Source organism: Paenibacillus sp. 1SOY10, assembly GCF_056836745.1.
Genome location: NZ_JBXENK010000002.1, coordinates 178552 through 202386, shown reverse-complemented (window position 1 = coordinate 202386; position 23835 = coordinate 178552). Strand labels below are relative to the sequence as shown.

At 51.5% G+C, this 23835-nt stretch carries 19 protein-coding genes; 6 read left to right on the top strand and 13 right to left on the bottom strand.

Translation table 11 applies throughout. From position 1 onward, the window contains the following. Positions 1 to 115: 115 nt before the first annotated feature. The 7 genes from AC1VOR_RS06785 to AC1VOR_RS06755 form a co-directional block, all read right to left on the bottom strand. Positions 116 to 1747, bottom strand: coding sequence for a glycoside hydrolase family 43 protein (locus AC1VOR_RS06785; RefSeq protein WP_482617660.1), 1632 nt, complete (start codon positions 1745 to 1747; stop codon positions 116 to 118). Next, entirely contained in the window at positions 1716 to 2765 is a 1050-nt protein-coding gene (locus AC1VOR_RS06780) for a pectinesterase family protein (RefSeq protein WP_482616714.1), read from the bottom strand. The genes AC1VOR_RS06785 and AC1VOR_RS06780 overlap by 32 nt, the downstream gene beginning before the upstream one ends. 45 nt (positions 2766 to 2810) lie before the next feature. Then, entirely contained in the window at positions 2811 to 3746 is a 936-nt protein-coding gene (locus tag AC1VOR_RS06775; protein ID WP_482616711.1) for a dienelactone hydrolase family protein, read from the bottom strand. Between the two features lie 12 nt (positions 3747 to 3758). Next, positions 3759 to 5117, bottom strand: a complete 1359-nt coding sequence (locus tag AC1VOR_RS06770; RefSeq protein WP_482616709.1) for a glycoside hydrolase family 28 protein — start codon at positions 5115 to 5117, stop codon at positions 3759 to 3761. Then, a complete protein-coding gene (locus tag AC1VOR_RS06765; RefSeq protein WP_482617658.1) occupies positions 5110 to 6216 on the bottom strand; it encodes a glycoside hydrolase family 88/105 protein in 1107 nt (368 codons plus the stop codon). The genes AC1VOR_RS06770 and AC1VOR_RS06765 overlap by 8 nt, the downstream gene beginning before the upstream one ends. A gap of 41 nt (positions 6217 to 6257) precedes the next feature. After that, complete coding sequence (locus AC1VOR_RS06760) at positions 6258 to 7811, bottom strand: extracellular solute-binding protein (protein ID WP_482616708.1); 1554 nt, start codon at positions 7809 to 7811, stop codon at positions 6258 to 6260. Between the two features lie 269 nt (positions 7812 to 8080). Beyond that, entirely contained in the window at positions 8081 to 8938 is an 858-nt protein-coding gene (locus AC1VOR_RS06755) for an ABC transporter permease (RefSeq protein ID WP_482617655.1), read from the bottom strand. Positions 8939 to 9348: 410 nt separating this feature from the next. Here AC1VOR_RS06755 and AC1VOR_RS06750 point away from each other — a divergent pair, with 410 nt between their 5' ends. Continuing rightward, positions 9349 to 10233, top strand: coding sequence for a carbohydrate ABC transporter permease (locus AC1VOR_RS06750; RefSeq protein ID WP_482616706.1), 885 nt, complete (start codon positions 9349 to 9351; stop codon positions 10231 to 10233). Positions 10234 to 10300: 67 nt separating this feature from the next. Here AC1VOR_RS06750 and AC1VOR_RS06745 read toward each other — a convergent pair whose 3' ends face one another. Next, positions 10301 to 12550, bottom strand: coding sequence for a helix-turn-helix domain-containing protein (locus AC1VOR_RS06745; RefSeq protein ID WP_482616705.1), 2250 nt, complete (start codon positions 12548 to 12550; stop codon positions 10301 to 10303). Between the two features lie 172 nt (positions 12551 to 12722). On the opposite strand from AC1VOR_RS06745, the gene AC1VOR_RS06740 reads away from it, so the two are divergent. From AC1VOR_RS06740 to AC1VOR_RS06720, 5 genes are all read left to right on the top strand, one after another. Next, positions 12723 to 13739: a LacI family DNA-binding transcriptional regulator gene (locus tag AC1VOR_RS06740; protein WP_482616701.1), complete on the top strand. Its 1017-nt coding sequence runs from the start codon at positions 12723 to 12725 to the stop codon at positions 13737 to 13739. 312 nt (positions 13740 to 14051) lie between these two features. After that, a complete protein-coding gene (locus AC1VOR_RS06735; RefSeq protein WP_482616700.1) occupies positions 14052 to 15482 on the top strand; it encodes a tagaturonate reductase in 1431 nt (476 codons plus the stop codon). Next, on the top strand, positions 15470 to 16957 hold the full coding sequence (locus tag AC1VOR_RS06730; RefSeq protein WP_482616699.1) for a UxaA family hydrolase: 1488 nt from the start codon (positions 15470 to 15472) through the stop codon (positions 16955 to 16957). The genes AC1VOR_RS06735 and AC1VOR_RS06730 overlap by 13 nt, the downstream gene beginning before the upstream one ends. Positions 16958 to 17019: 62 nt before the next feature. Continuing rightward, positions 17020 to 17730 (top strand): rhamnogalacturonan acetylesterase, encoded by a 711-nt coding sequence (locus AC1VOR_RS06725; protein ID WP_482616698.1) that lies wholly within the window; start codon positions 17020 to 17022, stop codon positions 17728 to 17730. A gap of 166 nt (positions 17731 to 17896) precedes the next feature. Next, the gene (locus tag AC1VOR_RS06720) at positions 17897 to 18238 is read left to right on the top strand and encodes a cupin domain-containing protein (protein WP_482616697.1); all 342 of its coding nucleotides are present in this window, start codon (positions 17897 to 17899) and stop codon (positions 18236 to 18238) included. Between the two features lie 92 nt (positions 18239 to 18330). Here the strand turns inward: AC1VOR_RS06720 and AC1VOR_RS06715 are convergent, their stop codons facing one another. From AC1VOR_RS06715 to AC1VOR_RS06695, 5 genes are all read right to left on the bottom strand, one after another. Next, the gene (locus AC1VOR_RS06715; RefSeq protein WP_482616696.1) at positions 18331 to 19323 is read right to left on the bottom strand and encodes a Gfo/Idh/MocA family protein; all 993 of its coding nucleotides are present in this window, start codon (positions 19321 to 19323) and stop codon (positions 18331 to 18333) included. A 60-nt stretch (positions 19324 to 19383) separates the two neighbouring features. Then, positions 19384 to 20652, bottom strand: a complete 1269-nt coding sequence (locus tag AC1VOR_RS06710) for a glycoside hydrolase family 125 protein (RefSeq protein ID WP_482617653.1) — start codon at positions 20650 to 20652, stop codon at positions 19384 to 19386. 81 nt (positions 20653 to 20733) lie between these two features. Further along, positions 20734 to 21819, bottom strand: coding sequence for a glycoside hydrolase family 76 protein (locus AC1VOR_RS06705; RefSeq protein ID WP_482616694.1), 1086 nt, complete (start codon positions 21817 to 21819; stop codon positions 20734 to 20736). A gap of 32 nt (positions 21820 to 21851) precedes the next feature. After that, a complete protein-coding gene (locus AC1VOR_RS06700) occupies positions 21852 to 22910 on the bottom strand; it encodes a glycoside hydrolase family 76 protein (RefSeq protein WP_482616692.1) in 1059 nt (352 codons plus the stop codon). Positions 22911 to 22920: 10 nt separating this feature from the next. Continuing rightward, on the bottom strand, positions 22921 to 23835 hold the full coding sequence (locus tag AC1VOR_RS06695) for a carbohydrate ABC transporter permease (RefSeq protein WP_482617652.1): 915 nt from the start codon (positions 23833 to 23835) through the stop codon (positions 22921 to 22923).

The following is a 23835-nucleotide window of genomic DNA, read 5'->3' as shown; positions in this document are numbered from 1 at the left end:
GCATTTAACAATATACCTCTTAATGATTACCTCGTCAACTCAAAAAATGCAACAAAAAAAGCCGTCCCCGGTCTAAGCCAAGGACAGCAATGGTCATACAACATCTATTCGGATTTTATTGATCATATCCCTCATAATGAAAATAACTGAAATCTGCATAGCTACCTTGGTGCATCTGCATATCGTGAGCGGCTATGCCAACAAAGTTGCCTGTAAAGCCGCCAGATAGAAAGCTGATCGGCTGAGCAGCAAATTGCGCTTGCCAGCCTGCTTCAGCGGTATGATTCTTCATATGCGGCTCTTCTGCCCGGCAGTAGAACCGGGCTTCTGTGCCCCGTACCTCTACCGCCAGATGTACTGCGCCCTCGTTCGGAAGCAGCACCGGCTCTGGCTCCAGAATAACCTCGTCTCCGGCGCAGCGCAGCAAACGCAATACCTTGCCCTGAGATTCCTCGTGACTAATATACGCATAGAGATAATTGTCTTCGTTCAGATACAGCAGCAGCCCCGCCATTTGCAAATAAGTGTACGGCGCATAGTCCAAGCAGGTCTCCGCACGAAAGTGCACATCCCGCTGACGAATCGCCAGCAGATGATGCCGGAACAAGCTCTGCGGGGATTCCCCCGCGGTTAGCCGTAAATATCCGGGCCGCTTCTTCAAGGAACACCAGCTTTCGTCGGGCATCATCCGCAGCGTGTTCCATTCGGATTGCAAAACATTACCATCAAAATCGTCTTGAAATCGATAAGGCAGCGCATGACGTCCCCGCCCGGAATCTGTGTCACTGGCAGGCTTCTCACCCGAAGCAGTAAGCAAAGTCTCCCGAGGTGCAGGGACCTTAATCTGCGGGGTGTTCCCCCCTGCGGATAGCCGCAGCCAGCCCTCATCATCCCAATACACCTGCTGCAAGGCCGTCTCTCTGCCGAGAATGGCATATTTGCCCTCTACCGGACGTGTGCAGAGATGGGCCATGTACCACTCTCCCCCCGGCGTTTCCACCAAGCTGCCATGACCAGCACATTGAAGTGGTAATGCCGGATCATCCCTTGAAGTCAGCATCGGATTACGTGGGTCCACCTCGTAGGGGCCCTCCAATTGCAGGGATCGGGCAATCGTGACTGCATGTCCGCTGCCCGTTCCCCCTTCGGCCGTCACCAAATAATAATATCCATTCCGCTTGTAGATATGCGGAGCTTCCGTCTTCCTCAACGCCGTGCCATCAAACAATTTAATCGGCTTGCCCACCAAACGCCGCTGGCGAGGATCATACTCCTGCATAACGATACCACTGGACTTGTTGCCTTCCGGAATACGGTAATCCCAAATCTCGTTAAGCAACCACTTACGTCCATCCTCATCATGGAACAGGGAAGGATCAAAGCCGCTGCCGTTCAAATAGATCGGTTCCGACCATGGCCCATTTATGGAAGGGGCCGTAATCAGATAATTATGTACATCCTTGAAGGGCCGCCGGGTGCTCTTGACATCACTATAAATCAAATAGAACAGCCCATCATGCCAACTTAGCTGAGGTGCCCATACACTGCAATCCTTCGGGTTCCCTCTCAGATCAACCTGGTCAGTCAACAAATCGGTGCAATGCTCCCAATCCGTTAAATTATCCGAGCTATACACACGCACTCCCGGCAACCACTGAAACGAAGATACCACGATATAGTAAACATCCCCAGCCCGTACAATGCACGGGTCCGGATTAAAGCCGCGCAAAATCGGGTTCTGAATTATTGTTCTCAAACTCCCAGCCTCCTTCAGACAACCTGAGGATGCGATAGAAAAAATGCTCCTCTGCTTCCCCGAAAACCTCTTGCCTGCTCCAAGCCTCTTCCCCGTGCTCGCAACAGGCAGCCCACGGTACCCGGCTAACTCGTAGTTTGATGGCCCTTGTCCCCAATCCGTATTCTCCATAGCGGACCGTCTTCTCCCGGCCCGAGTCATCCCAAGGGTCCCAGCCCTGTGGATGAATATGTTCCCCCAGCTCACAATTCACAAAGGATGTAGCCGCGTGCTCGCGCCAAGGCCTGCCAAGGAACACCGAGCCCGTGCCCACTTCAGGCTCTGCGCTCAAGCGACATCGGGAGAACACATATCCCGCCGCTTGCTCCGGCGCGGTCGATGCCGCTGTAATATAGCCGGGACTGAGCGGATTCATGCGGGCCAAACTATGAATCTCGCAATCTTCAAAATAAGCCGTCGCCCCGCCAAAGATAAAATCGATATTCCCCTCAATTCGGCACTGATCATAAAGCTGACGATACTGCTGATGATGCTCCCTTAATGGAAATCCCCCGAACGCGGGCCGGGTCAGTGGATAGGGTGGCAGCGGGCCCGTGAACAAGGTATCCTGGTGCCCTATCAACCGGCAATGGCGAAAGACCGCCAGATCACAATGCGCATAGACCGCTAGTGCCTGGCCAGCTTGCTCCCCTGGTCCGGCTGTATTTTCAATGGTCAGATGCTCCAGCACTAGGCGGCTTCCCCCAAGAAACAGGGTTGGCGTTGCGAAGGTTCCGATTTCCTCGCCCGCTTCGTTAAGCTCCGTCGCATGGCGATTCATGCGAATCACAACCTCGCCCAAACCAATCAGGGCCAGATTTGAGCGGTCAATCCGCACCATCTCTTCATATACACCAGGATGGATATAAATGATTGCCGTCCTATCAACCGGCTGCCGTTCCGCCAAGTCCACCGCTGCTTGAATGGTCGAGGTATCACATCCCGGCTGCTTCCCTACCCAAAGCTTCATTCCGTCGCCTTCTCCCCTAGATGATGGAGTCCCGAACATAATCAGTTAGCCAAGCAGGTGTTGTCGCAAGAACGCCAGCCAATCTGTGCGCATCTCGGCCGTTTCCATATGACCGCCGCCGGTCATGATAGATTGCCAATGCTTTGGACGTCCCGCAGCCGCATACGCCTCTTGCAAGCCTTGATCCAGCAGCCGTACGCCTTCCGGTGGACAGAGACGGTCATGAATGCCCGTCAGGCTCATCCGGGGGCGTGGCGTGATTAGCTTCTGAATATCCAGTGTCGTAAAATGCTTAAGTAGCCCCGGAACATAGTAATAAAATCCGTGGTGATCTAGTCCCCGTTTGGCAATCAGTGTGGCTGCATCCACCTGGCCGCATAGATCCACTGCAACCCCGATGCGTTCATCAAGGGCAGCCAGCCACCAGGCCATCAGTCCGCCCATCGACATCCCCACAGTCGCCAGTCGTGCCGTGTCTACATCCTCACGCGTACAAACATAGTCAATAAGCCGGTGGCTATCGTACAGCATCATGCCCCACAGGACACGTCCCTGCCACAGCATCTCCTTGACAAGTTCATGCTCACTCTTGCCGCTTCGTTCATAAAATCCCCACATATCGATGCAGCAGACGGCACACCCCAATTCCGTCAAGACCTTGACATAAGGAGGCTGCTGCAAATAAGAGCTGCCCTCCAATAACTCCTTGCGACCATGCGTATAGTTACCTCCGTGAGAGTGATTCACCACGACTAATGGAAAAGGACCCTTCCCCTTCATCGGCTTGGCAAAATAAGCGGGGACCGGCTCCTCCCCGTTCAAGTCCAGCAACAGCGTCTCCAGTACATAACCTTCCCGCCGCTCTTCCTTCAGCAGGCGGAACGTCAGCGCCCCTCCCTGCGGTAAATCACCCAGCAAACGCCATAGCTTCTCACGTTGCTTATCTGCCGTATCCCCCGAACAAGATTCCTTCGAATTCATAGACGCACATCCTTACTTTGGACTAACCCGCTCATCGGAAGGAATAACCTCAACCTGCTCCACCAATTTTTCTGGCTGCTTCGTGTGCTTTGATGCGCAATCACGGAACTCAACGCCTTCCCCATTCTCGACATAAAAGGCAGGGCCCACATGATTCTCCACCGTAACACGATTGAATGACACATCACGTACATTGCCGAGGTAAAATCCCCGCCCTGCCATTTCCTCAATACCGGCCATCATGGCAGGCACCCCTGGAGTCGGATGCTCCGCCATAGAAATATCTACGTCCGTGAAGGTGACCTCCGAAATATAGCGTTCTGCCAATCCGTACATAAATCCGGCGGCGGCTTGCACTTGCCGGGCCGTGATATGACTGAAGTGAACTCGCCGGAAGCAAGGCGTCTCCTCGGTGATGGGGTACGGATTTTTGTCCCAGACATAACGTTCCTTGCCACGAGGGCCGCAGAAATAATACAGCTTCAAAATAAACGGACAAATAACATTGTCCATCACGATGTTGCTGATACGTATATCTTCCACTACGCCACCCCGGCCGCGTCTCGATTTCAAGCGAATGCCGCGGTCTGTATGCTGGAACACGCAGTTGCTGATCGTCACGTTCCGAATGCTGCCGCTCATTTCACTACCAATAACGACCCCGCCGTGTCCATGAACCATTGTACAGTTCACAATCGAAATATTTTCACAAGGTACCCGTTCCGATGCATCTTCGGTCCCGGCTTTAATCGCAATACAGTCGTCGCCTACATCAATATGGCAATTGCTGATGCGCACATTACGACAGGATTCCGGATTAATTCCGTCTGTGTTGGGCGAATCGGCGGGATTCAGGATGGACACATTGTCGATTGTCACATCGGAGCAGCGAATCGGATTCACTGTCCAGCTTGGTGAATCGGTCAGATTCACATCCCGAATCGTAATTCGCCGACAACGATCGAAGCTGATCAGCTTGGGCCGAGGGAAGGCTAGCGTCTCCGGAGCATTTCGGTGCATATCCCACCAAGGCTGGCCATTCCCGCGAATTGCCCCTCCGCCCGTAATTGTGACCTGCTCCAGGTCCTCCCCGTACAGGCAAGAAGCGTAAACCTCCCGGTCCACGCCCTCCCAGCGGGAAGATACAACCGGATAATCCGTAGGATCGGTGCTGAACGACAGCACCGCCCCCGGGCTTAGCCGCAGCTCGATACGACTCGCCAGCCGCAGTGCACCGGTCAGGAAGGTACCGGCAGGGACGTATACCGTCCCTCCCCCAGCCTGAGCGGCCTCGTCGATGGCCTGCTGAATCGCTGCGGTGGACAGCTTGCTCCCATCCGCTCTTGCCCCGTAATCGACAATGCTACGCACCAGCGGCCTCCCCTTTCCTCAGTGCCTCATATTCCGCACAGGCCAGCAAGAAAGCACCAACGCCCTTCTGATCATTAACAATAATCGGCTCGCTAAGATAGTAGGCGTAAGTGCCATCCCTTTGATCGGCACCTCCAAGCCCGGCTACCTGACAATTCTTGTTCAGGTTCAGCCAGCCCTCCTTGGTCTCCAGTACAAATTCAGCAATCAGACCACTGAACGCATGGTCCAGCACATTGTTCCAGTTCCCATCCAGCAAACCCAGACGTTCCCCCTTGGCCAAAGCATAGACGATCATCGACGAAGCCGAGGCTTCCAGATAATTTCCTTTCCGTCCGCCCATATTCACCACCTGATACCACACACCACTCGCCGGATCTTGCACCTTCCGCAGAGCAACCAACAACTCATTGAACATCCGCTTCAGTTCCCCGTAGTCGGGCTGGGTCTCTGGTAACAGTTCCAGTACATCAGCCAAAGCCATCACCAGCCAGCCCAGCGATCTGCCCCAGAAGTTCTGAGATAATCCCGTCCCCGGATCACACCAAGGCTGTACCCGCTTCTCATCCCATGCATGGTAGAACAGCCCACTCTTATCATCGCGCGTATGCCGTTCACATAACAAAAATTGCTTGGTTACATCCTCCAGCCCTTGCTGGTTCTCATACTCTAGCAAATACTCCAGATAGAACGGTGCCCCCATATAAAGCCCATCAAGCCAGATTTGGTAGGGATAAATCTGCTTATGCCAGAATGCTCCCTCTGACGTCCGCGGATGCGTGCGCAATTGATCCCGCAGTTGATTGGCCGCTAACCGATATTTCTCCTCCCCGGTCTCTCGATAAAGCAGGAATAACAGCTTGCCGTTATTGATATGATCGATGTTGTATTCATCCTTGCGATAACCCTGAATGCTGCCATCTTCGCCGATAAAGTGATCCATATTCTCCTGAATATATTGGAAATAACGTGGGTCACCCGTTTGCTGCCACAAATTGGCGAAGCCCTTAAGCACAACCCCGTAGTCATAAGACCACTTCCCGCCGTACCCCTTATCCTCATACAATTTTGGCGTACGCTGCATCACCGATTCCGCCATTTTTTTGGCCCATGCTGTATAAACTGTCTGTTGCGTCAACTTTATTCCCTCCCTATTTCCTGATACTCTGCTTCATATTCGCTAATGATTTTGCTGCCACCTGACTTTTTCCAATTCTCTACAGCCGCCTTGAAGCCATCGGCATCAATCTTGCCAAGAATATATTGATAGGTCGCGTCGGTAATGATCTTCTGTAGCTCCGACCCTTGTGTATTGAACGTCTCCGATTCCAGTGAATAGGCGGGGTTCAGTACGGCATAGCTAGCATTCTCGGCAATGAGTTTATCTGCTTCGACCTTGAGCGGATCCGCATCATGAATTTGGAAGCCGGACTCCTTCGGGCGGGAAGCCGCAAACGGCTGCACCTCCTGCTTCCATACATCAGAATCGATAATCGTGGCCGCCTGAGCGTCATCCACCGTATAATGCACATCCTGAATACCGTAAGTCATGAGTGCGTAGACTTCTTCATTCATCAAATCATTAACGAATTTCAGAATTCGCTTGAGTTCAGCTTCGTTCTTCACCTCGGATTTGGGAAAAGCCAGCAGCCCCCCAATCCCGTTATTAGCCGCCCAAATGGCCCGTTCGCTGTCATTGCCCGTCACCGTAATATCGTTCACCAGCACCAATTCCATATGATCCTGAATGCCTTTGGACAAATTCTTCAAATTTTTGCTATCGAACAAGGCACCAACATAAATGCCAGCCTTCCCTTGAGCAAACTTCTCTTGTTGATCTGTCTTCGCCGTCACGGCAAAGTCCTGATTGATGTAACCGTTATCATACAATTCCTTCATAAAACTTAGCGTTTGGAGATAACCCTCGGTCTCAAATTCCGGCGTCATCTTGCCGTCCTCGCTGACCTGCCAAATATTTGGTGTGCCAAAATAGGAGCCCAAGGTCTTGAACGCCCCATAAATAAGATCATTGCGGTCCACGAACCCGGTCGTATCTTTAACTCCGTTCCCATCCGGGTCCTGCTCGGTGAAAGCCTTGGCCACCTGCATCAGTTCATCCGTTGTTTTCGGAACTTCAAGGCCCACCTTATCCAGCCAATCTTTGCGAATGACTACGCCGTTGCGAGCCAAATCCTTTTGCAGCGGAATTCCATACAATTTGCCTCCTATAGAAGCTGAACGGCGTGTATCCTCGGAAATCGCCTGCAAATTCGGAAATTCGTCCAGATAAGGCTCCACTTCCCAGAACATGCCTGATTTGAGCGCGCTCCGCACGGATGAATTGTCGAGAATCGTCAATGTCACAATGTCTGATAGTGAATCGGAAGCCAGCGCTGTATTGATTCGTTCCTCCTTGGAGGCATCCGGTACCCAGGAGAATTTAATTTCCGTATTGGTTAACTCTTGAATTTGTTCCAGTACCGGTCCCGATGGTGGGGAAGCAGTATGCAGGACATTGAGCCAGGTAATCGTAGCTTTCTGATTCAGGTCAATCGCCGCAGTGCCGTCTCCCCCGGATTGCCCGTTGCCGCCTGCGCCCGATGAACCTCCGTTCCCCGTTCCTCCTCCGCAAGCGGATACCAGCAGCGCACCGCAGAGCAAAACAACAGCCGTTCTCAACCATCTAGCAGACATGGTTTCAACTCCCCTTTTCGTTTGTTATGGGCAAGCTACATAAAATGGTGAATAATAAGAGCCTGCGGCCAATATGGGCTTACACTCGCTGTTAAACCCGGATTTTTTGGAAGCAGTTGAACCTTACAAGGTAAAAATCCGGCTTTAAAGGCGACCGCTCCCGCTGTTTCAGCTCCATATCGGCTCTCCGGCCACTTATTCACGATTCTTCTATATCTTCCTCTTCTACACTAAAGCAGAAGCAAGAATTCCAATTAGCGGCGAATCGGTCAATATACTCCGTCCTCGCCAAGCTTCTTCGCCAGCTTGTTAGAGCCAACGACGAGAAGCAATCCCACCAAGCCTTTGAACAAGCCTACGGTTGTACTGAAGCTGAGCTGCCCGTTCTTCAAGCCGGCGGTGTAAATATAAGTATCAAATATTTCGGCCACCTCGCGGTTTAACGAGTTCAGCAGCAGGTACATATGCTCAAAGCCAAGGTCCAGCGTGCTGCCGATTTTCAGAATAAGGAGTGTGATAATAACCGGGCGAATCGCTGGCAAAGTAACATGCCATGTCTTGCGCACTCTTCCTGCGCCATCCATCTCCGCAGCTTCATAAAGCTGGGTGTCCACGACGGTAATCGCCGCCAGATAGATGATGGTGGACCAACCGAGCTCCTTCCAGATGATCTGGCCGATATACACTGTCCGTAACCATTCCGTTGAGGTCAGGAAGCTGATCTTGGGCAAGCCTACCGCGGCCATCAATTCATTTAATACGCCTCCGTCCAAGGTCAGAAATACATAAGTAATCGACACGATGATAACCCAGGACATGAAATGGGGAATGTAAATCACCGTTTGAATGATATTTTTGAACCACTTACGGCTCACCTCATTCAGCATCAAAGCCAACAAAATCGGCAATGGAAAGAAAAAAATCAGGTTCATAGCGAACAAGATCAGCGTGTTGCGCAGAAGCATAAAAAAGGTAGGCTCAGTGAACAACCGAATAAAGTGCTTGAAGCCAACCCACGGGCTGTCGGTAATACCCAGATAGGGCTGATAATCCTGAAAGGCGATGATTAAGCCACCCATAGGCAAATACTTAAAGACCAGAAAATATAAGACGCCGGGAAAAATCATAAGATACAGCAGCTTATTGCGCCGTATTCCCGCCCGGAACGACGAGATTCTCTGCTTCCGGTCCGGCCCCACGGGTAGTTGCTCTGGATCGATGACTACAGTGCCTGATGCTTTCACGGGGTAACCTCCTTCATCTCCAAGGTGGTGTAGTAACTCGCACCTTTAGCGTAAGGCACCGCCCGTATTCCGTATATAATCATTACATGATAGCGATTTCAGTCCAGCTTATATCGGGGTTTTGCGGCTTGTGGACCTTAAGCTATGATTATCAGCTAAGCTAATGAGCATCTGCCTCTGCCCTTTGTTTTGTCCCCCTACAGAACACCTCAGAATCGGATTATATACGGAATTCCAGACCCCTGTTATGGTGAAGCTGGATACGTTAACCCATTAGGAGGAGGATTCACTTCATGGCGCAAGCTCTACGCAAAAAAACAACCATCGGCAGCCGTATTTTTACCATTGCTAACAGCACGCTTCTGGTTCTGATCGCTCTCATCTGTTTGCTTCCCTTCATTAATGTCATCGCCAGTTCCTTCGCCTCCACCCAAGAGATGGTGGCCAAGCGCTTCATTCTGTTCCCGACGACCTTCTCACTGGATGCTTACAAATACATTCTGTCTACGCCTACGATCTTCAAAGCGCTGGGAGTTTCCATCGGTGTCACCCTGGCAGGCACAGTGGTCAGTATGATCTTGACCTCTCTGATGGCATATGGCTTATCGCGAACCTATCTTTACGGAAGGAATTTCATCAACTTCGTGGTTGTATTCTCCATGCTGTTCAGCGGCGGGATGATTCCTACCTTTCTCGTCGTGAAGAGCGTTCACTTGATCGACTCCTATTGGTCCATGATCATTCCTGTGGCCATCAACGCCTTTAATCTGATCATTATGCGCAACTTCTTTCAGGCACTTCCGGACAGTCTGGAGGAGTCGGCCAAGATTGATGGCTGTACCGATTTTGGTGTATTTTTCAAAATTATGCTACCCCTGGCCTTGCCCTCCATCGCCACCATTTCCTTATTTTACGGCGTGGCCTACTGGAACACTTATATGAATGCCATTCTCTATATTAACGATTCGCTCAAATGGCCGATCCAGGTATTGCTTCGCCAAATCGTCATCGTCTCCAGCGGCATGCAGGCGGATAACACGTCAGTGGACGTCATCCCACCAGCGCAAACCATCAAGATGGCCGTGATCGTCATCGCCACCGTGCCGATGCTGCTCGCCTATCCCTTCGTACAGCGGCATTTCGTCAAAGGCGCTTTGCTTGGCTCGGTCAAAGGATAGTCAGCCAGAGGCCGGGGCGCGGAGCTTTCCTCTAAGCGGAAAGCTTCCGTCAACTCACATGCATCCCTTAGTTGGCCTGCTTCATCCGGCGGAATTCTCCTGGCGTGATATGTTCTTTTTTGCGGAAGGAACGGATAAAGTTTTGCGAGTTATGATATTGCAGCCGCTCGCCAATTTCCTTCACGGTCATATTAGTCTCTACCAGCCATTTTTTGGCCATTTCCAAGCGGTAGCCCATCAAGTATTCACTGAACGTCATTCCGTATTCCTTACGGAATATACTGCTTAAATAATTGGGATTGTAATGCAATCGATCAGCGATATAGTCCAGCGACAGCTCCTGATCATATTCGGCCCGGACAATGGCAGCGATCTCCTCGGATAGACTGCGGAACTGCTGGTTTGTCTTGTCCTTGATGCTCCGTACCATAGGGAAAATGACCTCGCTAACCAGCATACGTTCGATTTCCTCGGGATTACGGGTGTCGAGCAGCACATGATAGAGCGCATAGTTGTTCTGGGTTAATAGCACTTCTATCCCAAGTAGTTGCTCCAGTTGAATCAGATTGTTTACGAATCGCACGAGGGCAACCTCGAAATTCATAGAGTTCTTGTTCTTCTTCATCATTTCAGCGAGCAACAGATACAGACTTTGACTTACCTGCTCCTCATCACCCAAACGAATGGCATCGAATAGCTGGGATTCCAGCTCTACCGGATAATGCAGCAGTACAGAGCCGGACACGACCATGGAGATGTCTTCGTAGAAAATAATCGATTCCTTGCCAAGGTTCAGGCGGTGATGCAAGGCCTGCTTGCCCATTTCACATGCCAGCTTGCTATCCAGTAAGCTGTCGTAGATCTCGCTGATGCCAACGCTGATCGACGCCTTCAAATATTCACGGACGCTCTTCATCAACAGGGTGGCTTTCTCCAATACCTGCTTGCGAATATCCTGATCCGTCTGCCCCTTGAACATCAGAATGGTGGCCTGCGTCTTGTCGTTAAGCAAAATTGGCAGCATTCGCTGATCTGCGGAAATGTTCTCCTCCACCAGCTTATTGATGGCGAGCAGCAGCAAATCCCGGTCCGAAGGCTGTCGATCACCCAGATGATCCAGTTGAACGAGCATCGTCACAAAGCGCCACCCATCCAGCTCGTGGTATCCAATCCGGTTCAGCTTCTGAGCTAATTCCTCGGCCGAGACCCGGCTGCGGAACAAGTTCAATATCAACTGCGTCTCAAGCTGCGGACGTTCTGCCTCCATGAGACTCTCTAAGCTTTGCTTCTCGGAGACAATGGTATCGATAGAAGAGATAATCCACTCGATTTCGTTCTTGGCGGCGGGAAGCGTATCTCCAGGCAGCCGATGCTTGATTTGCTGAATGGGCTTCGTATAACGGGAAGCAATGACATAAGCAACAATGACGATCAACAAGGTCAATACCAAACTTAACGTAACGAGGCCAAAGCGGGTCATTTTCAGCGCTCCCGCAATCTCCTCTTGATCCAGCACCGTCACATAAGTCCAATTGTTATAACTGGATTTGGCGTAAATTAGCTTGGCAGGCAAATGGCCGCCTTCCGACTTCTCCGGAGTCAGTGTCCCATTTGAATCACCGGCAGCAGCCAGCTCGGCAATCCGTTTCAGTTCCCCTGCGCTAAGCAGGCCTTGGCCTGGATGCGTTTCATACATCAAGTCTCCCTGCTTGTTCAGGATAAACACTGGGGTAGACTCCTCCGTCTGGATCATCTGGTCTAACGTTTCCAGGGAGATATCCGAGAGGGCAATCGCCTGCTTTTGAGTAGAGAATACGGGCAGCGTATTCACAAACCGGATACCGGTATCGGTACGAATCCAGAACAAACTTTGTGATCCAGGCTTAATATACATATCCACGAGTTGCGCACGTTCTTCGTTGGTTAGCAAGGTCAGGCGGCCATCAGCCACCTGCCAGTTATGTACCAGGCTGATCAGGGCATACTCCGTCCCCTCCATCCCCATGGTGGCGATATAGTTCAGTTGCGAATTTACATTGCGGTAAGCGATGAAGTCCTGTGCAGTAAGCGGATTGTTTACGACTTCGCGAAAGGAGGTGGTTGTGCTGTAAGTATCAAAGGCGTATTCGATGCTCTGGATTTTGTGTTCGAAGTTGTTTTTTGTTTGCGTAATGAGACTCTGCTTGCTTCCGGCCACCCGCTCGATGACCGAACCTACAGTACTGAAATAAATATAACTGCCAAATGAAGCGACGAGACCTACGCCAAGAATCAGAATAGGGATAAAGATTTTGTAAAACATCCTGCCTTTATTCATAACCATTGCCCCTTTTTCCAATAGATACCACTCTCATTATAGCGCTTACAGTAAATTAATGACAAACTAATTTTTACGTGTGCATAGTTTATTTTAATTGACTTTTTTAGAATTTGGGCCTTAAAATGAAAACGTGAAACCTATTCTGCTTATTTGGAGAAGATACGATGCTATGATTACGATTAAAGACATTGCCCGCGTAGCCGGCGTCTCCCACACCACGGTATCCCGGGCCTTGAACGGGAACCCGCTGATCAAGAAGGAGACTCGGGACAAAATTGAGAAAATTGCCGCCGAAATGAACTATGTGCCTAATTTCAGCGCCAAAAGCCTGGTCATGAAGAAATCCTATACGATCGGCCTGTTCTTCTCCAGTATTGATGAGGGAACTTCGGACAGCTTTCTGGTTGAGGCCATCAAGGGAATTCATCATGCCCTGGACGAGAATTACAGCCTTACTGTACACGGCATCGACGGTATCCTTCATCTGGAAGGCATCTCCTCCCAACGCTTCGACGGCATTCTGGTTATGAGTCAAAGCGAGGCCGACAATGCCTTCATCTATCACGTCAAGCGTGCAGGGATCCCGCTGGTTGTGCTTAACCGCCAGTTGGATGATCCGGGCATCGCCAATGTGGTAGCTAATGATCGCGAGGGCGTGCGTGAAGCACTGGATTATGCCATCGCCCAAGGACATCGCCGACTAGCGATTATCGAGGGCAAACCCGGCTTCAAATCAGCCGTCGAACGCAAGCAAGGCTTCCTGGAAAGCCTGCTCTCTCACAGCCTTTCACTACCCACAGCCTACCAGGTGCATGGTGATTATAGTATTGATAGCGGATACCGGGTCATGGAGACGTTGTTATCCCTTCCCGAACCGCCAACGCTGGTCTTCTGCGCCAACGACGACATGGCCATTGGAGCGATGAACGCTTGCTTCGCGCATAACATCACGATACCGGATCAAATTTCTTTTATCGGCTTTGACGATATCGTATTCGCCCGATATACCAACCCTGCTCTCACGACGATTCGCAAGCCCGTGGCTGATATTGGGGAGCTTGGCACCCGCACACTGATTGAATTAATGCAGCCGAAGAACGGCGACTCTACACAGGATGTAACAACTGGTGGGCAAGTATTTGTGCCGACAAGGCTGATGACCCGTCACTCGGTAGCCAAACTTTAAGAGGTCGTTCAAAAAGTTGCTTTCTTGCAGAAACATTTGAGTTGCTCACGTACCCGTACGCTTCCGAAATCGTTTTCTCCAAAAACGTGTAGCTCCGCTACTTACGTCCCTAGCTTCATGAGGGCTCAAGCGTTTTGGAAAAACACACATCGGAAGCATAGCCTTCGGTCCTAGTTAAGCACAATTCGGAGCCTATTGACCTCTTGAGAAATTTTTCACTTATAACTCCGTGTTTTTTTACTCAAAAATGTTCACGTGTGCATTCACCATTCTGTTATTCTCACTCTATTATAAAAGGAGACGATGATTTCTATGTCCACCATTCTATCCCGCACTCTTTACCCTAATCTGCCTTCTTATCCTGAGCGTGTCATCCAATTCGGTGACGGTAACTTTCTCCGCGCCTTTACCGTGTGGCAAGTTCAGCAGATGAACAATCAGGGCTTGTTTGAAGGCAGCGTCGTTATGGTCAAAACGCTGGCCAGTCCGCGGAACGAGCATTTCGACAACCAGGACCACCTTTATACCGTGCTGCTAAACGGAATTATGGATGAACAAACCGTACGTAAGCCGGAGATTATGAGCTGTATAAGCCGGATTGTGGACCCTTATGGCGAATATGAACGTTTCCTGGCCTTGGCCGAGCAGGATTCGCTGGAGTTCATTACTTCAAATACTACCGAAGCGGGCATTGCCTATGATCCGAAGGACCGTCTGGAAGATGCACCTCAGAGCAGCTTTCCCGGCAAGCTAACGGCTCTGCTCTATCGCCGTTTTCAACTCGGCAAGAAGGGCTTCACCATCATCCCTTGTGAGCTGATCGACCGGAACGGAGAACAATTGCGGGACATCGTGCTTCGTTACGCGGCAGACTGGAACCTGGGCAACGATTTTATCCACTGGACGCAGCAAGAGAATACCTTCTGTTGTAGCCTGGTTGACCGGATTGTCCCCGGATTTCCGCACGACACTGCCGCAGCGTGGGAGCAAGAACTGGGCTACAGTGATCGCCTGATGGTTACGGCTGAACCCTATCTGCTCTGGGTCATCGAAGGCCCTGAGGAAGTGGCCGAACGGCTACCCTTGCGACAAGCAGGAGTCAATGCCGTCTTCACCCGAGACATGACCTTATATCGCGAGCGGAAGGTCCATCTGCTGAATGCCCCGCACACCGCCATGGCTGCCCTGGGACTGCTGGCTGGTATTTCTACCGTTGAAGAGACGATGACCGACCCGGATTTCTCTGTATACGTCAAGCGGCTGCTGGAAGACGAACTGATTCCGATGCTGGATTTGCCAAAGCCAGAGCTTGCGGAATATGCTCGCACTGTTAGAGAGCGCTTTCTGAATCCTTTTATCCGGCATGAGCTGGCTTCGATCTCCTTAAACAGCGTATCTAAATTCAAGGCCCGTTTGTTGCCAATACTCCTACGCTACCAGCACGAACGTGAAGACTTGCCGAAGCTGATCACCCTTGCCCTGGCCGCCCTTCTACTCGCTTATCGTGGAGATCGTCTGGAGCGCAAGGATAATCCCGAGGTATTGGCTCTATTCGATGAAGCATGGAAGCAGCCGGAGAATTTGGTTCCAGCTATTTTGCAGAAGAGTGAATTGTGGGGCCAGGATCTTTCTACGGTTCCGGGCCTTGCTGACAGGCTCAAAGAAGACATTCAGCAGTTAGATGCCCTGGGTGCCCGGGCCGTATTACAAAAAACGGGAGGCGAAATTCCGTGCAACGATTAATGAAAATGAACGCTCGCGACAATGTCGCCGTAGCCTTGCAGCCGATTGAAGCTGGTGAGAGTCTGGAATTTCAAGGATTACAGCTTATTGCTCATGAAGCGGTGCCTCAAGGCCACAAAATGGCTTTGCAGCCAATTGCAGCAGATCAGGATATCATCAAATACGGTTATCCCATCGGTCATGCTACCCTGGATATCGCTGCCGGAGATTGGGTGCATACGCATAACGTCAAGACCAATCTTGCCGGAACCGAGCAATATGAATACGTGCCAGATTTACAGCCGGTCACTTATCCAAAGCGTGATTTGACCTTTGAGGGTTATGTCCGGGCGAGTGGTAAGGCTGGTATCCGCAATGATCTTTATATAGTACCAACGGTAGGTTGCGTCAATGGGATCTCCGAGCTGTTGATCAGCGCCTTCAAGGCAGAGCACCCTGATTTGGGGGCATTTGATAATATCACTGTCCTGAAGCACCCCTATGGTTGCTCACAACTTGGCGACGACCACCAGATGACCCGCAGCATTCTGCTGGATATCGTCAAGCATCCCAATGCTGGTGGTGTCCTCGTTATGGGGCTGGGCTGCGAGAACAATATTGTAGCTGAGTTCCGCGAGCGGCTGGGTGATTATGACGAGAATCGCGTCAAGTTCCTCGTTGCCCAAGAGGTAGAAGACGAATTAGAGGCCGGACTGAAGCTGCTGGAGGAGATTTACGAAGCAGCCAGATACGATCGACGCGAGTCGGTGCCGCTTAGTGAGCTGAACGTCGGCTTGAAGTGCGGCGGCTCCGATGGATTCTCAGGGATTACAGCCAACCCGCTGCTTGGCGCTTTTTCCGACTTTCTCATCTCGCAAGGGGGCTCCACCATTCTGACTGAGGTACCTGAAATGTTCGGGGCCGAGAAGATGCTGATGGCTCGTGCCGAGAACCAGGAAGTATTTGAGCAGATCGTTTCCCTGATTAATGATTTCAAGCAATATTTCCTGTCCTATGGCGAGCCTGTATATGAGAACCCTTCTCCCGGCAACAAGGCTGGTGGCATCAGCACGCTGGAAGATAAGTCGCTGGGCTGTACCCAGAAGGCAGGCACCGCGCCGGTGGTTGACGTTCTGCAATATGGGGAGAAGCTACGCAAGAAAGGCCTGAGCCTGCTGCAAGCCCCCGGCAATGACCTGGTCGCCTCCTCCGCTCTGGCTGCGGCGGATTGTCAGCTTGTGCTGTTCACTACCGGCCGCGGTACACCATTTGGCAGCTTTGTGCCAACGGTGAAGGTAGCGACTAACGAACAATTGTTCAAGCGTAAGCAGCATTGGATGGACTTCAACGCTGGCACCGTGTTGGAGACGCCGATGCAAGAGGTACTGGAGCAGTTTATCGCTGACATTATCGACATCGCCAGCGGACGCAAGACACAAAACGAACAAAACGAAGTTCGTGAGCTGGCCATTTTCAAAACAGGTGTCACCTTATAGTGCATTTTAGGAGAAACGACTTTTTGAACAACCTCTTATAGGACTTGTTAGGAGGAGTAAGCATGTCACTTACCGTATTTATTGCGGGTGATTCCACCGCAGCGCTCAAGGGAACCACCGAGAAGCCAATGACCGGCTGGGGAGAGTACCTTCAGGATCATTTCGTCGACTCCGTACGAATTGATAACCGGGCCGTCAACGGTCGCAGTACAAAATCCTTTCTGGATGAAGGCGGACTGGAAGCTATTGAACGGGACTTCCAACCGGGCGACATTCTGCTGATCCAGTTCGGTCACAATGATGGCAAGCAGGAGGACCCTGCGCGTTATGCCGATGCCAAGAAGGCATACCCGGACAATTTGCTCCACTTCATCGCCACAGCTCGTAGGCTAGGAGGTACTCCGGTGTTGCTCACCTCCGTCAGCCGTCGCATGTTCACGAGGGAGGGAACACCGGACCCGCTGGCTGTAGGCGCTTATCCGGAGGTCATGAAGCAGGTCGCCGCTGACTCTGACACGCCCCTGCTCGATATCTTCACCGCCTCCCAGCGCCTTTACGGCGCACTAGGCGAGGAGGGCTCGCGGCATCTGTTCATGCATTTGCCGCCAGGAGCCCATGCGAATTATCCTGATGGCATTCAGGATAATACCCATTTCTCCGATACAGGCGCCCGCCACATCGCCAGACTGGTCGCCCAGGCCATCCGCCGCGCGGAAGGATTGGATATGCTGAAGCAACATCTGCTGGGCGGTGCGGTGGGCATCGACGCTTAAATTCAAAAGGCAAGAACCTGCGGCATAACTTCTGCCCAGGTCCTTGCCTTTAATATTTTCATTTTCTTGATCTGAATCAAGTATCTAACAAACGGGTAGTGTTAACATGTGAAGTAACAAAGAAGAAGCTCCGGTCTCAAGCAACCGGACAAGGAGGATGTTGCTCATGGAAAAGCTAACATTAGAATCATTGCAGGATTATCAAACGGACAAGTTCACGAAGCGCATCGCCTTCAAGAAAGGCGAAAGTGTCGTATTTGTACTGAATTTTATGCCTGGACAGGGTTTGCCTACACACACTCATCCCGGTACAGATGTCTTTATCTTGGCACTGGAAGGTAACGGCACCGTAACGGTCAACGAACAAGCCTCTCCGCTGAACAAGGGGGATATTATCCATGTGGAGGGAAGCGAGGCCTTCGCCTACACCAATTCCGGACTTCAGCCTGCCAGCCTGTACGTGACTTTGACCAAAGTACCTTCGCCGGAATACGCACAAAATATTTAATAACAGCAAAGGATAGGCTCTGCGGCCAGTAACCATGACAGCCGTGAGCCTATCCTTTGTTTATGTTTCCTCTACTTGTGTACCTATGCTTCCTATAGCTGAATGATCGACTTCTCGCGAATGGAGCGGTAAGCAGCCTCCATCAGGCGTGTCAGTTCCACCGCCGATTGAATATTTTCCTCAGCCTCGGTTCCCTGCTGAATATGACTAATCCATTGGCTGAATGCACTTGGACGCCGTTCTGGCAGCGGTAATTCCTGCCAAGTCTTGGCAAGTTCCTCTCCTTGCTTCGTGGTACGAAGCAGCAGCTTCGGCTCAGGTGTGCCGTATAGCAGGGTGCCTTCTGTACCGTGAACCTCAATCGTGAACGGTGAGAAGGCATTGACGAAGCCCGCCTCTACGATGCCTGTTGCACCGGATGCCGTGGTCAGTGTCAACACCGCATTGTCTTCCACCGCTTTGCCCGTTATGTACCCGAACTGAGCAGTGACTTGAACAGGTGCTTCGCCCAGGAATAAACGGGTCAAATAAGCGGGATGGCAGCCCAAATCAATCAGCGCCCCACCGCCGCAAGCCTCTGCATCATAAAAATGCTCGGGCAACCAGCCTGCCAGAGACCCATTATGCGACAAGCGTACGCGCACCTGCGTAACACTTCCCACCAAACCTTGGCCCAAGGCTTCCGAGATAGCCAGCGTATAGCCATCATTCAGCCGCGGCAGGGATACGGTCAGCTTCACATGATGCTTCTTGACCTCATCCAGAATTTCATTCACTTCCTGAAGCGTAGGAGCCAGCACCTTCTCGGTAAAAATATGCTTGCCCGCACGTGCCGCTGCTACCATCACATCCCGGTGCATATTGGTCGGAGCATCCACAATTACGCCATCGATGTCACTTGCCAACAATTCATCCAGCGTCTCAAAGAACGGAACGCCCAGCTTGGCCGCCTGTTCCTGGCCTCGTTCCGGCAATTCGTCCCATACTGCCGTTATTTCCGCATCTGGATGTGCCTGAGCCTCCTTCGTGTAGTCCCAGGCATGCACATGCCAGAAGCTAACTTTCCCTATCCGTATAGCTGCCATAATAACCATCCCTCCCAAGGTGAGTAAATATCTCTAATGTATCATACGTCTGGCTGTATTTTAACCCCGTTTGATCTCCAGTCCGCACAAGCTTAATACGAACTCAACGAACATGGCGTTGGACCAGGAGAACCACTCGCGAGTATACTCATCCGGATTATCCTTGTGGAAGCCCTCATGAACAAGCCCTGTCCCGGCATCGGTCCGTTCGAACATACCCAGAATCTCCTGCTTCTCGGCCTCTTCCGTCGCTGTAATGCCCTGAATGGAGAGCGCGATATGCCAAATATAATTTTCCGGCGTATGCGGGCTGCCGATGCCCTTGGCGTATTCTCCTTCATAATAGTAAGGGTTCCTCTTGCTCAGTATCATTCGCCGCGTGTTCAGATACACCGGATCATCCTTGCCGCAATAGTCGAGATAAGGCAACGACAACAGACTTGGTACATTGGCATCATCCATGAGATGAACGCCACCAAGCCCGTCTACCTCATACGCGTACACCGGACCAAATTCCTCGTCCTGGATAAGAGCAAACTCCCGGATTCCCTGCTCAATTTCCTGCCGCAAGGAACGTGTCTCCTGCTCCAGTTCCGCATCCTGATAAGCTAGCTCATTGATCTCCAGCAAATAGCCAAGGACAACCACAGCGAACATATTAGACGGCACTAGATAGCCATACTTACATGCATCATCGCTCGGACGGAAGCCCGACCAAGTCATCCCGGTATATCCCGTCTTGCCCGGCAGCGTATTCGTCTCGCCCCCATTTTCCCGGATGAAGGTATATTTCGACTGCTCATCATGGTGCTGCTCGATTCGCCACGTCTGCAGAATCAGCTTGGCCGCCTGCTTGAATTCCTCTGTAAAATGCCGGGTCTCCCCGGTATTCTTCCAATATAGATAAGCTAATTGAATCGGATAGCAAAGCGAATCCACTTCATATTTACGTTCCCAAATCCAGCCCGACATCTCGGTCAGGTCCGTATGATGGCCATGGAAATTATCAAATTCATTAAACGCATTGGCGTAAGGGTCCCGCAAAATATTGCGATATTGAGCAGCCAGTACCCCTTCAATCACTGCCCGTAAATCGCCGTCCTGACCGGCGGGAATAAGATAAGGACGAAGCTGATTGACGGAATCCCGCAACCACATCGCCGGGATGTCCCCGGTCAACATAAACACGGTGCCATCTTCCTGACGGCGGATCGTCGTTTCCAGTGTATTCTGGTAGCAACGTTTGAACATGTCTACAATTTTAGGACGGTCCTGCAACTTCTGCTCTACCAAAGCGATAATATCAGCCTGCGTAAGCGGTTGAGTCATCATCATTCTCCTTTTTCCTGTCATCATTAAGTCATCATAACGCTGTTCCAACTCACTCTCGGCTGTCCATCAGCTTGTTCACTACGCCTCAGTCAGTTCCCCGGTCAAGATAGCCGCCGCTTCCAGCAACATCAGTCCGCTCAGTTGCACACTTAGCTGCACCGGAAGCGTAGGCGGTTCCTTCCAGGATGGGCCGCACAATCCCGTAGGTTGCAGTAATCCTGCGTTCCAGAGCCGCTCCGCGTTGGCCAAAATGACACTGCGAACACGCGGACATTCCGGATCTACCCGAAGCAATTCCACCAGGTAACGAATCAGGATGCCCTTGAACAATCCCGTATCATCGATGCCCTCATCCGGAAGCAAGTCGGTATCCGGCTCACATAGCTGGTCGAAGCAAGCCCCCGCAGTTCTTCGTGCCTGCTCCAAATAAGCGGCGTCCCCGGTGCATTGATACAACTCCACGCCCGCCCCGATAAAGACCCCTTGGCAATACGTAAATGTCCATTCCATATCGATCTGTCCATCCCCCAGCCGATTAACACCATCCCAGACAAAGCCTGTGATCGGGTCTACCAGATGGGTTAGATTCCAAGCGTAGATCTTCTTGGACCAAGCCAAATTTTCGCTGTCGCCAAATCTCCGGTAGAGCCGGGCGGCCAGGATAGCAGCAGGGGCATTGGCTGGCGTGTTTTTATAATCGAGTTGATCCTTCTTCCAGGCCATGCCGCCCCCATAGTGCTTGTTCCAAGCCGTCTTGATGTCCTCCCAAAGGTCCAGCGTCTTTTCTTTATACCATGAATCGCCGGTCGTGTCATAGGCACGAAGTAATGCCAACGCCGTCCATTCCATATCATCGTAGTAATTATGCTTGAACGTATTCCCGTTATAGCTCTCCAGACTGTGACAAAATCGGGCAATACGCTGCGGCAGCTCAGCCTCTCCACTCCGTTCCCATGCATCTACCAGCACATCCAGAACATGCGCTTGCCACCAATAGTAGAAGTTCTCCCCTTCTTTGCTGGCTGCTTGCGGATACCACTGAGCCAGAATCCCCGTCTGCTCATTCGTATAACAAGTAAACAGGTCATTATGCATTTGTGCTGCGCGTTCACTCCAAACTCCGGTATATTTTCCCGAAGGCCTACCTGCGCTTGTTCCTGACATTCGTCTACCTCCTCTGCCCTTGACCAGTTGGTTCAATCCCTGGAATGAATAGCCGCCATCATTTCCAGCAGCATCGTCCCGCTAAGCTGCGAGCTAAGCTGGACGGTATCCTCCGGCAAGGGACGCTTCGCCCATTCCGTACCGAAGAGTGGAAGCTCGGAGTCGTCTTGCACGGTCCAGACTCCTTCCGCTTGCGCCGCTAGAAATTGGGGGACTTCGGGATACTCAGTCGCCTCTAGTGACAATTCCGCCACATAGCGCATCAGAATTCCTTTAAATAGCCCGGCGTCGCCATTCCCCTCATCGGGAAGCAGTCCGGAAGCAGGCTGCACCAGGCGGTTTTTCACCATACGGAACGTGCGCATTGCCTCCTCCAGATAGAATGACTGACCCGATATCCGGTATAATTCTACGGAAGCTCCTATAAATACACCTTGGCAGTACGTGAACTCCCAATCCTTATCAATGGTCCCGTCTCCCGTCCGATTCATGCCATCCCAGACAAACCCAGTATCCGGGTCGACCAGATAGGCCCGCTGCCAATCATAGATTTTCTGGGCCCAGGCCAAGTCCTCCTCATTACCAAAGCTGCGATACAGCCGGGCAGCCAAAATGACCGCCGGGGCATTAGCTGGCGTATTCTTGTAATCCAGTTGCGACTTCTGCCAGGCAATCCCTCCGCCCATGGCCTCATTCCACCCCGTCTGGATATCCTCCCAAAGCACCCGGACCGCCTGCAAATACCTGGGCTCGCTTGTGGCCTGGTAAGCACGCAGCCAAGCCAGTGCCATCCATTCCATATCATCATATAGCTCATTAGGCCATACGCCGCCATTGCGTTGCAACAGTCCATCATATAATTGCTCCAGGCGGCGCGTATATCGATCTTCTCCCGTACGCACCAACCCATCCACCAACGTATCTACGGCATGAGCCATCCACCAATAATGAAAAATATCGTTGCAATTTCCGTTCTTACAAGGAGTCTGGATATCATACATCAGGATGCTTTCGTTCCAGAACTGCTGGTCCAGTGCTTGCTGCGCCCGGTCTGCCCGTTCTCCCCATAAGCCTGTCGTTGTCTGATTCATCTTATCTCTCCTATCCCTTGATTCCACTAAAGGCAATGCCTTGGATAAAATAACGCTGCAGCAGCAGGAATAACACCAGAATCGGTAAAATCGCCACCAGCGCCCCTGCCATCATCGGACCATAATCGGTCTGGTAGTTGTAAGAGAACGCCTGCAATCCCATCTGAATCGTTGCCTTCGCCGGATCATTCAGCACAATCATCGGCCACAGGAAGCTGTTCCATCCGGCCTGGAAGGTGAATATCCCCAAGGTCGCCAAAGCCGGCTTGGTCAGTGGCAAATAAATGCGCCAGAAAATTTTAAACTCCCCGCACCCTTCAATACGCGCCATTTCCATCATGTCCTTCGGCAAAGTCAGAAAGAACTGGCGCATAAAGAATACCGCAAAGGTCCCCGACGCCCCGGGTAGGATAATCCCCCAGAACGAGTTCATCAAGCCGTAGCCCCCGCTACCGAACAGATCATTGCCGCCCATCAGCGGAATATGTCGCAGCACGTAAACGCTTGGAATCATCGTGACGATGCCGGGAACCATCATGGACACCAGCAGCAGCCGGAAGAACGGCTGGTTCATCTTGAAGTTCAGCTTGGCGAACGCATACCCACTGAGCGATCCAAAGAACAGATTGAGCAGCACGCCGGAAGCAGCCAACACGAAGGAGTTCCAGAAGTAAAGACCAAACGGGACCGTCGTGAACGCATTTAAATAATGCTCAAAGGTCAAATTCGTCGTGACCCACTTGATGGGCATGCTGAACATTTCCTCATCCGGCTTGAACGAGGTCAGCAAACTCCAGTAAAAAGGCAGAAACATAATGATTGCGATAATGCTGCATAGTAGATAGAACAGAATATTCAACGTACGTTTTCTAACGGGAAGCCCCAACTTCATAGGGGAAATATGATTCTCCCTTGTTGCGCCCAT

What these genes read in the sequence shown, in the direction of transcription:
- AC1VOR_RS06745 (WP_482616705.1), bottom strand. Translation starts at nt 12,550, where the DNA reads ATGAATAAAGGCAGGATGTTTTACAAAATCTTTATCCCTATTCTGATT.
- AC1VOR_RS06740 (WP_482616701.1), top strand. Translation starts at nt 12,723, where the DNA reads ATGATTACGATTAAAGACATTGCCCGCGTAGCCGGCGTCTCCCACACC.
- AC1VOR_RS06780 (WP_482616714.1), bottom strand. Translation starts at nt 2,765, where the DNA reads ATGAAGCTTTGGGTAGGGAAGCAGCCGGGATGTGATACCTCGACCATT.
- AC1VOR_RS06750 (WP_482616706.1), top strand. Translation starts at nt 9,349, where the DNA reads ATGGCGCAAGCTCTACGCAAAAAAACAACCATCGGCAGCCGTATTTTT.
- AC1VOR_RS06695 (WP_482617652.1), bottom strand. Translation starts at nt 23,835, where the DNA reads ATGGGCGCAACAAGGGAGAATCATATTTCCCCTATGAAGTTGGGGCTT.
- AC1VOR_RS06725 (WP_482616698.1), top strand. Translation starts at nt 17,020, where the DNA reads ATGTCACTTACCGTATTTATTGCGGGTGATTCCACCGCAGCGCTCAAG.
- AC1VOR_RS06765 (WP_482617658.1), bottom strand. Translation starts at nt 6,216, where the DNA reads ATGGCGGAATCGGTGATGCAGCGTACGCCAAAATTGTATGAGGATAAG.
- AC1VOR_RS06760 (WP_482616708.1), bottom strand. Translation starts at nt 7,811, where the DNA reads ATGTCTGCTAGATGGTTGAGAACGGCTGTTGTTTTGCTCTGCGGTGCG.
- AC1VOR_RS06705 (WP_482616694.1), bottom strand. Translation starts at nt 21,819, where the DNA reads ATGTCAGGAACAAGCGCAGGTAGGCCTTCGGGAAAATATACCGGAGTT.
- AC1VOR_RS06710 (WP_482617653.1), bottom strand. Translation starts at nt 20,652, where the DNA reads ATGACTCAACCGCTTACGCAGGCTGATATTATCGCTTTGGTAGAGCAG.
- AC1VOR_RS06715 (WP_482616696.1), bottom strand. Translation starts at nt 19,323, where the DNA reads ATGGCAGCTATACGGATAGGGAAAGTTAGCTTCTGGCATGTGCATGCC.
- AC1VOR_RS06700 (WP_482616692.1), bottom strand. Translation starts at nt 22,910, where the DNA reads ATGAATCAGACAACGACAGGCTTATGGGGAGAACGGGCAGACCGGGCG.
- AC1VOR_RS06720 (WP_482616697.1), top strand. Translation starts at nt 17,897, where the DNA reads ATGGAAAAGCTAACATTAGAATCATTGCAGGATTATCAAACGGACAAG.
- AC1VOR_RS06735 (WP_482616700.1), top strand. Translation starts at nt 14,052, where the DNA reads ATGTCCACCATTCTATCCCGCACTCTTTACCCTAATCTGCCTTCTTAT.
- AC1VOR_RS06775 (WP_482616711.1), bottom strand. Translation starts at nt 3,746, where the DNA reads ATGAATTCGAAGGAATCTTGTTCGGGGGATACGGCAGATAAGCAACGT.
- AC1VOR_RS06755 (WP_482617655.1), bottom strand. Translation starts at nt 8,938, where the DNA reads ATGATTTTTCCCGGCGTCTTATATTTTCTGGTCTTTAAGTATTTGCCT.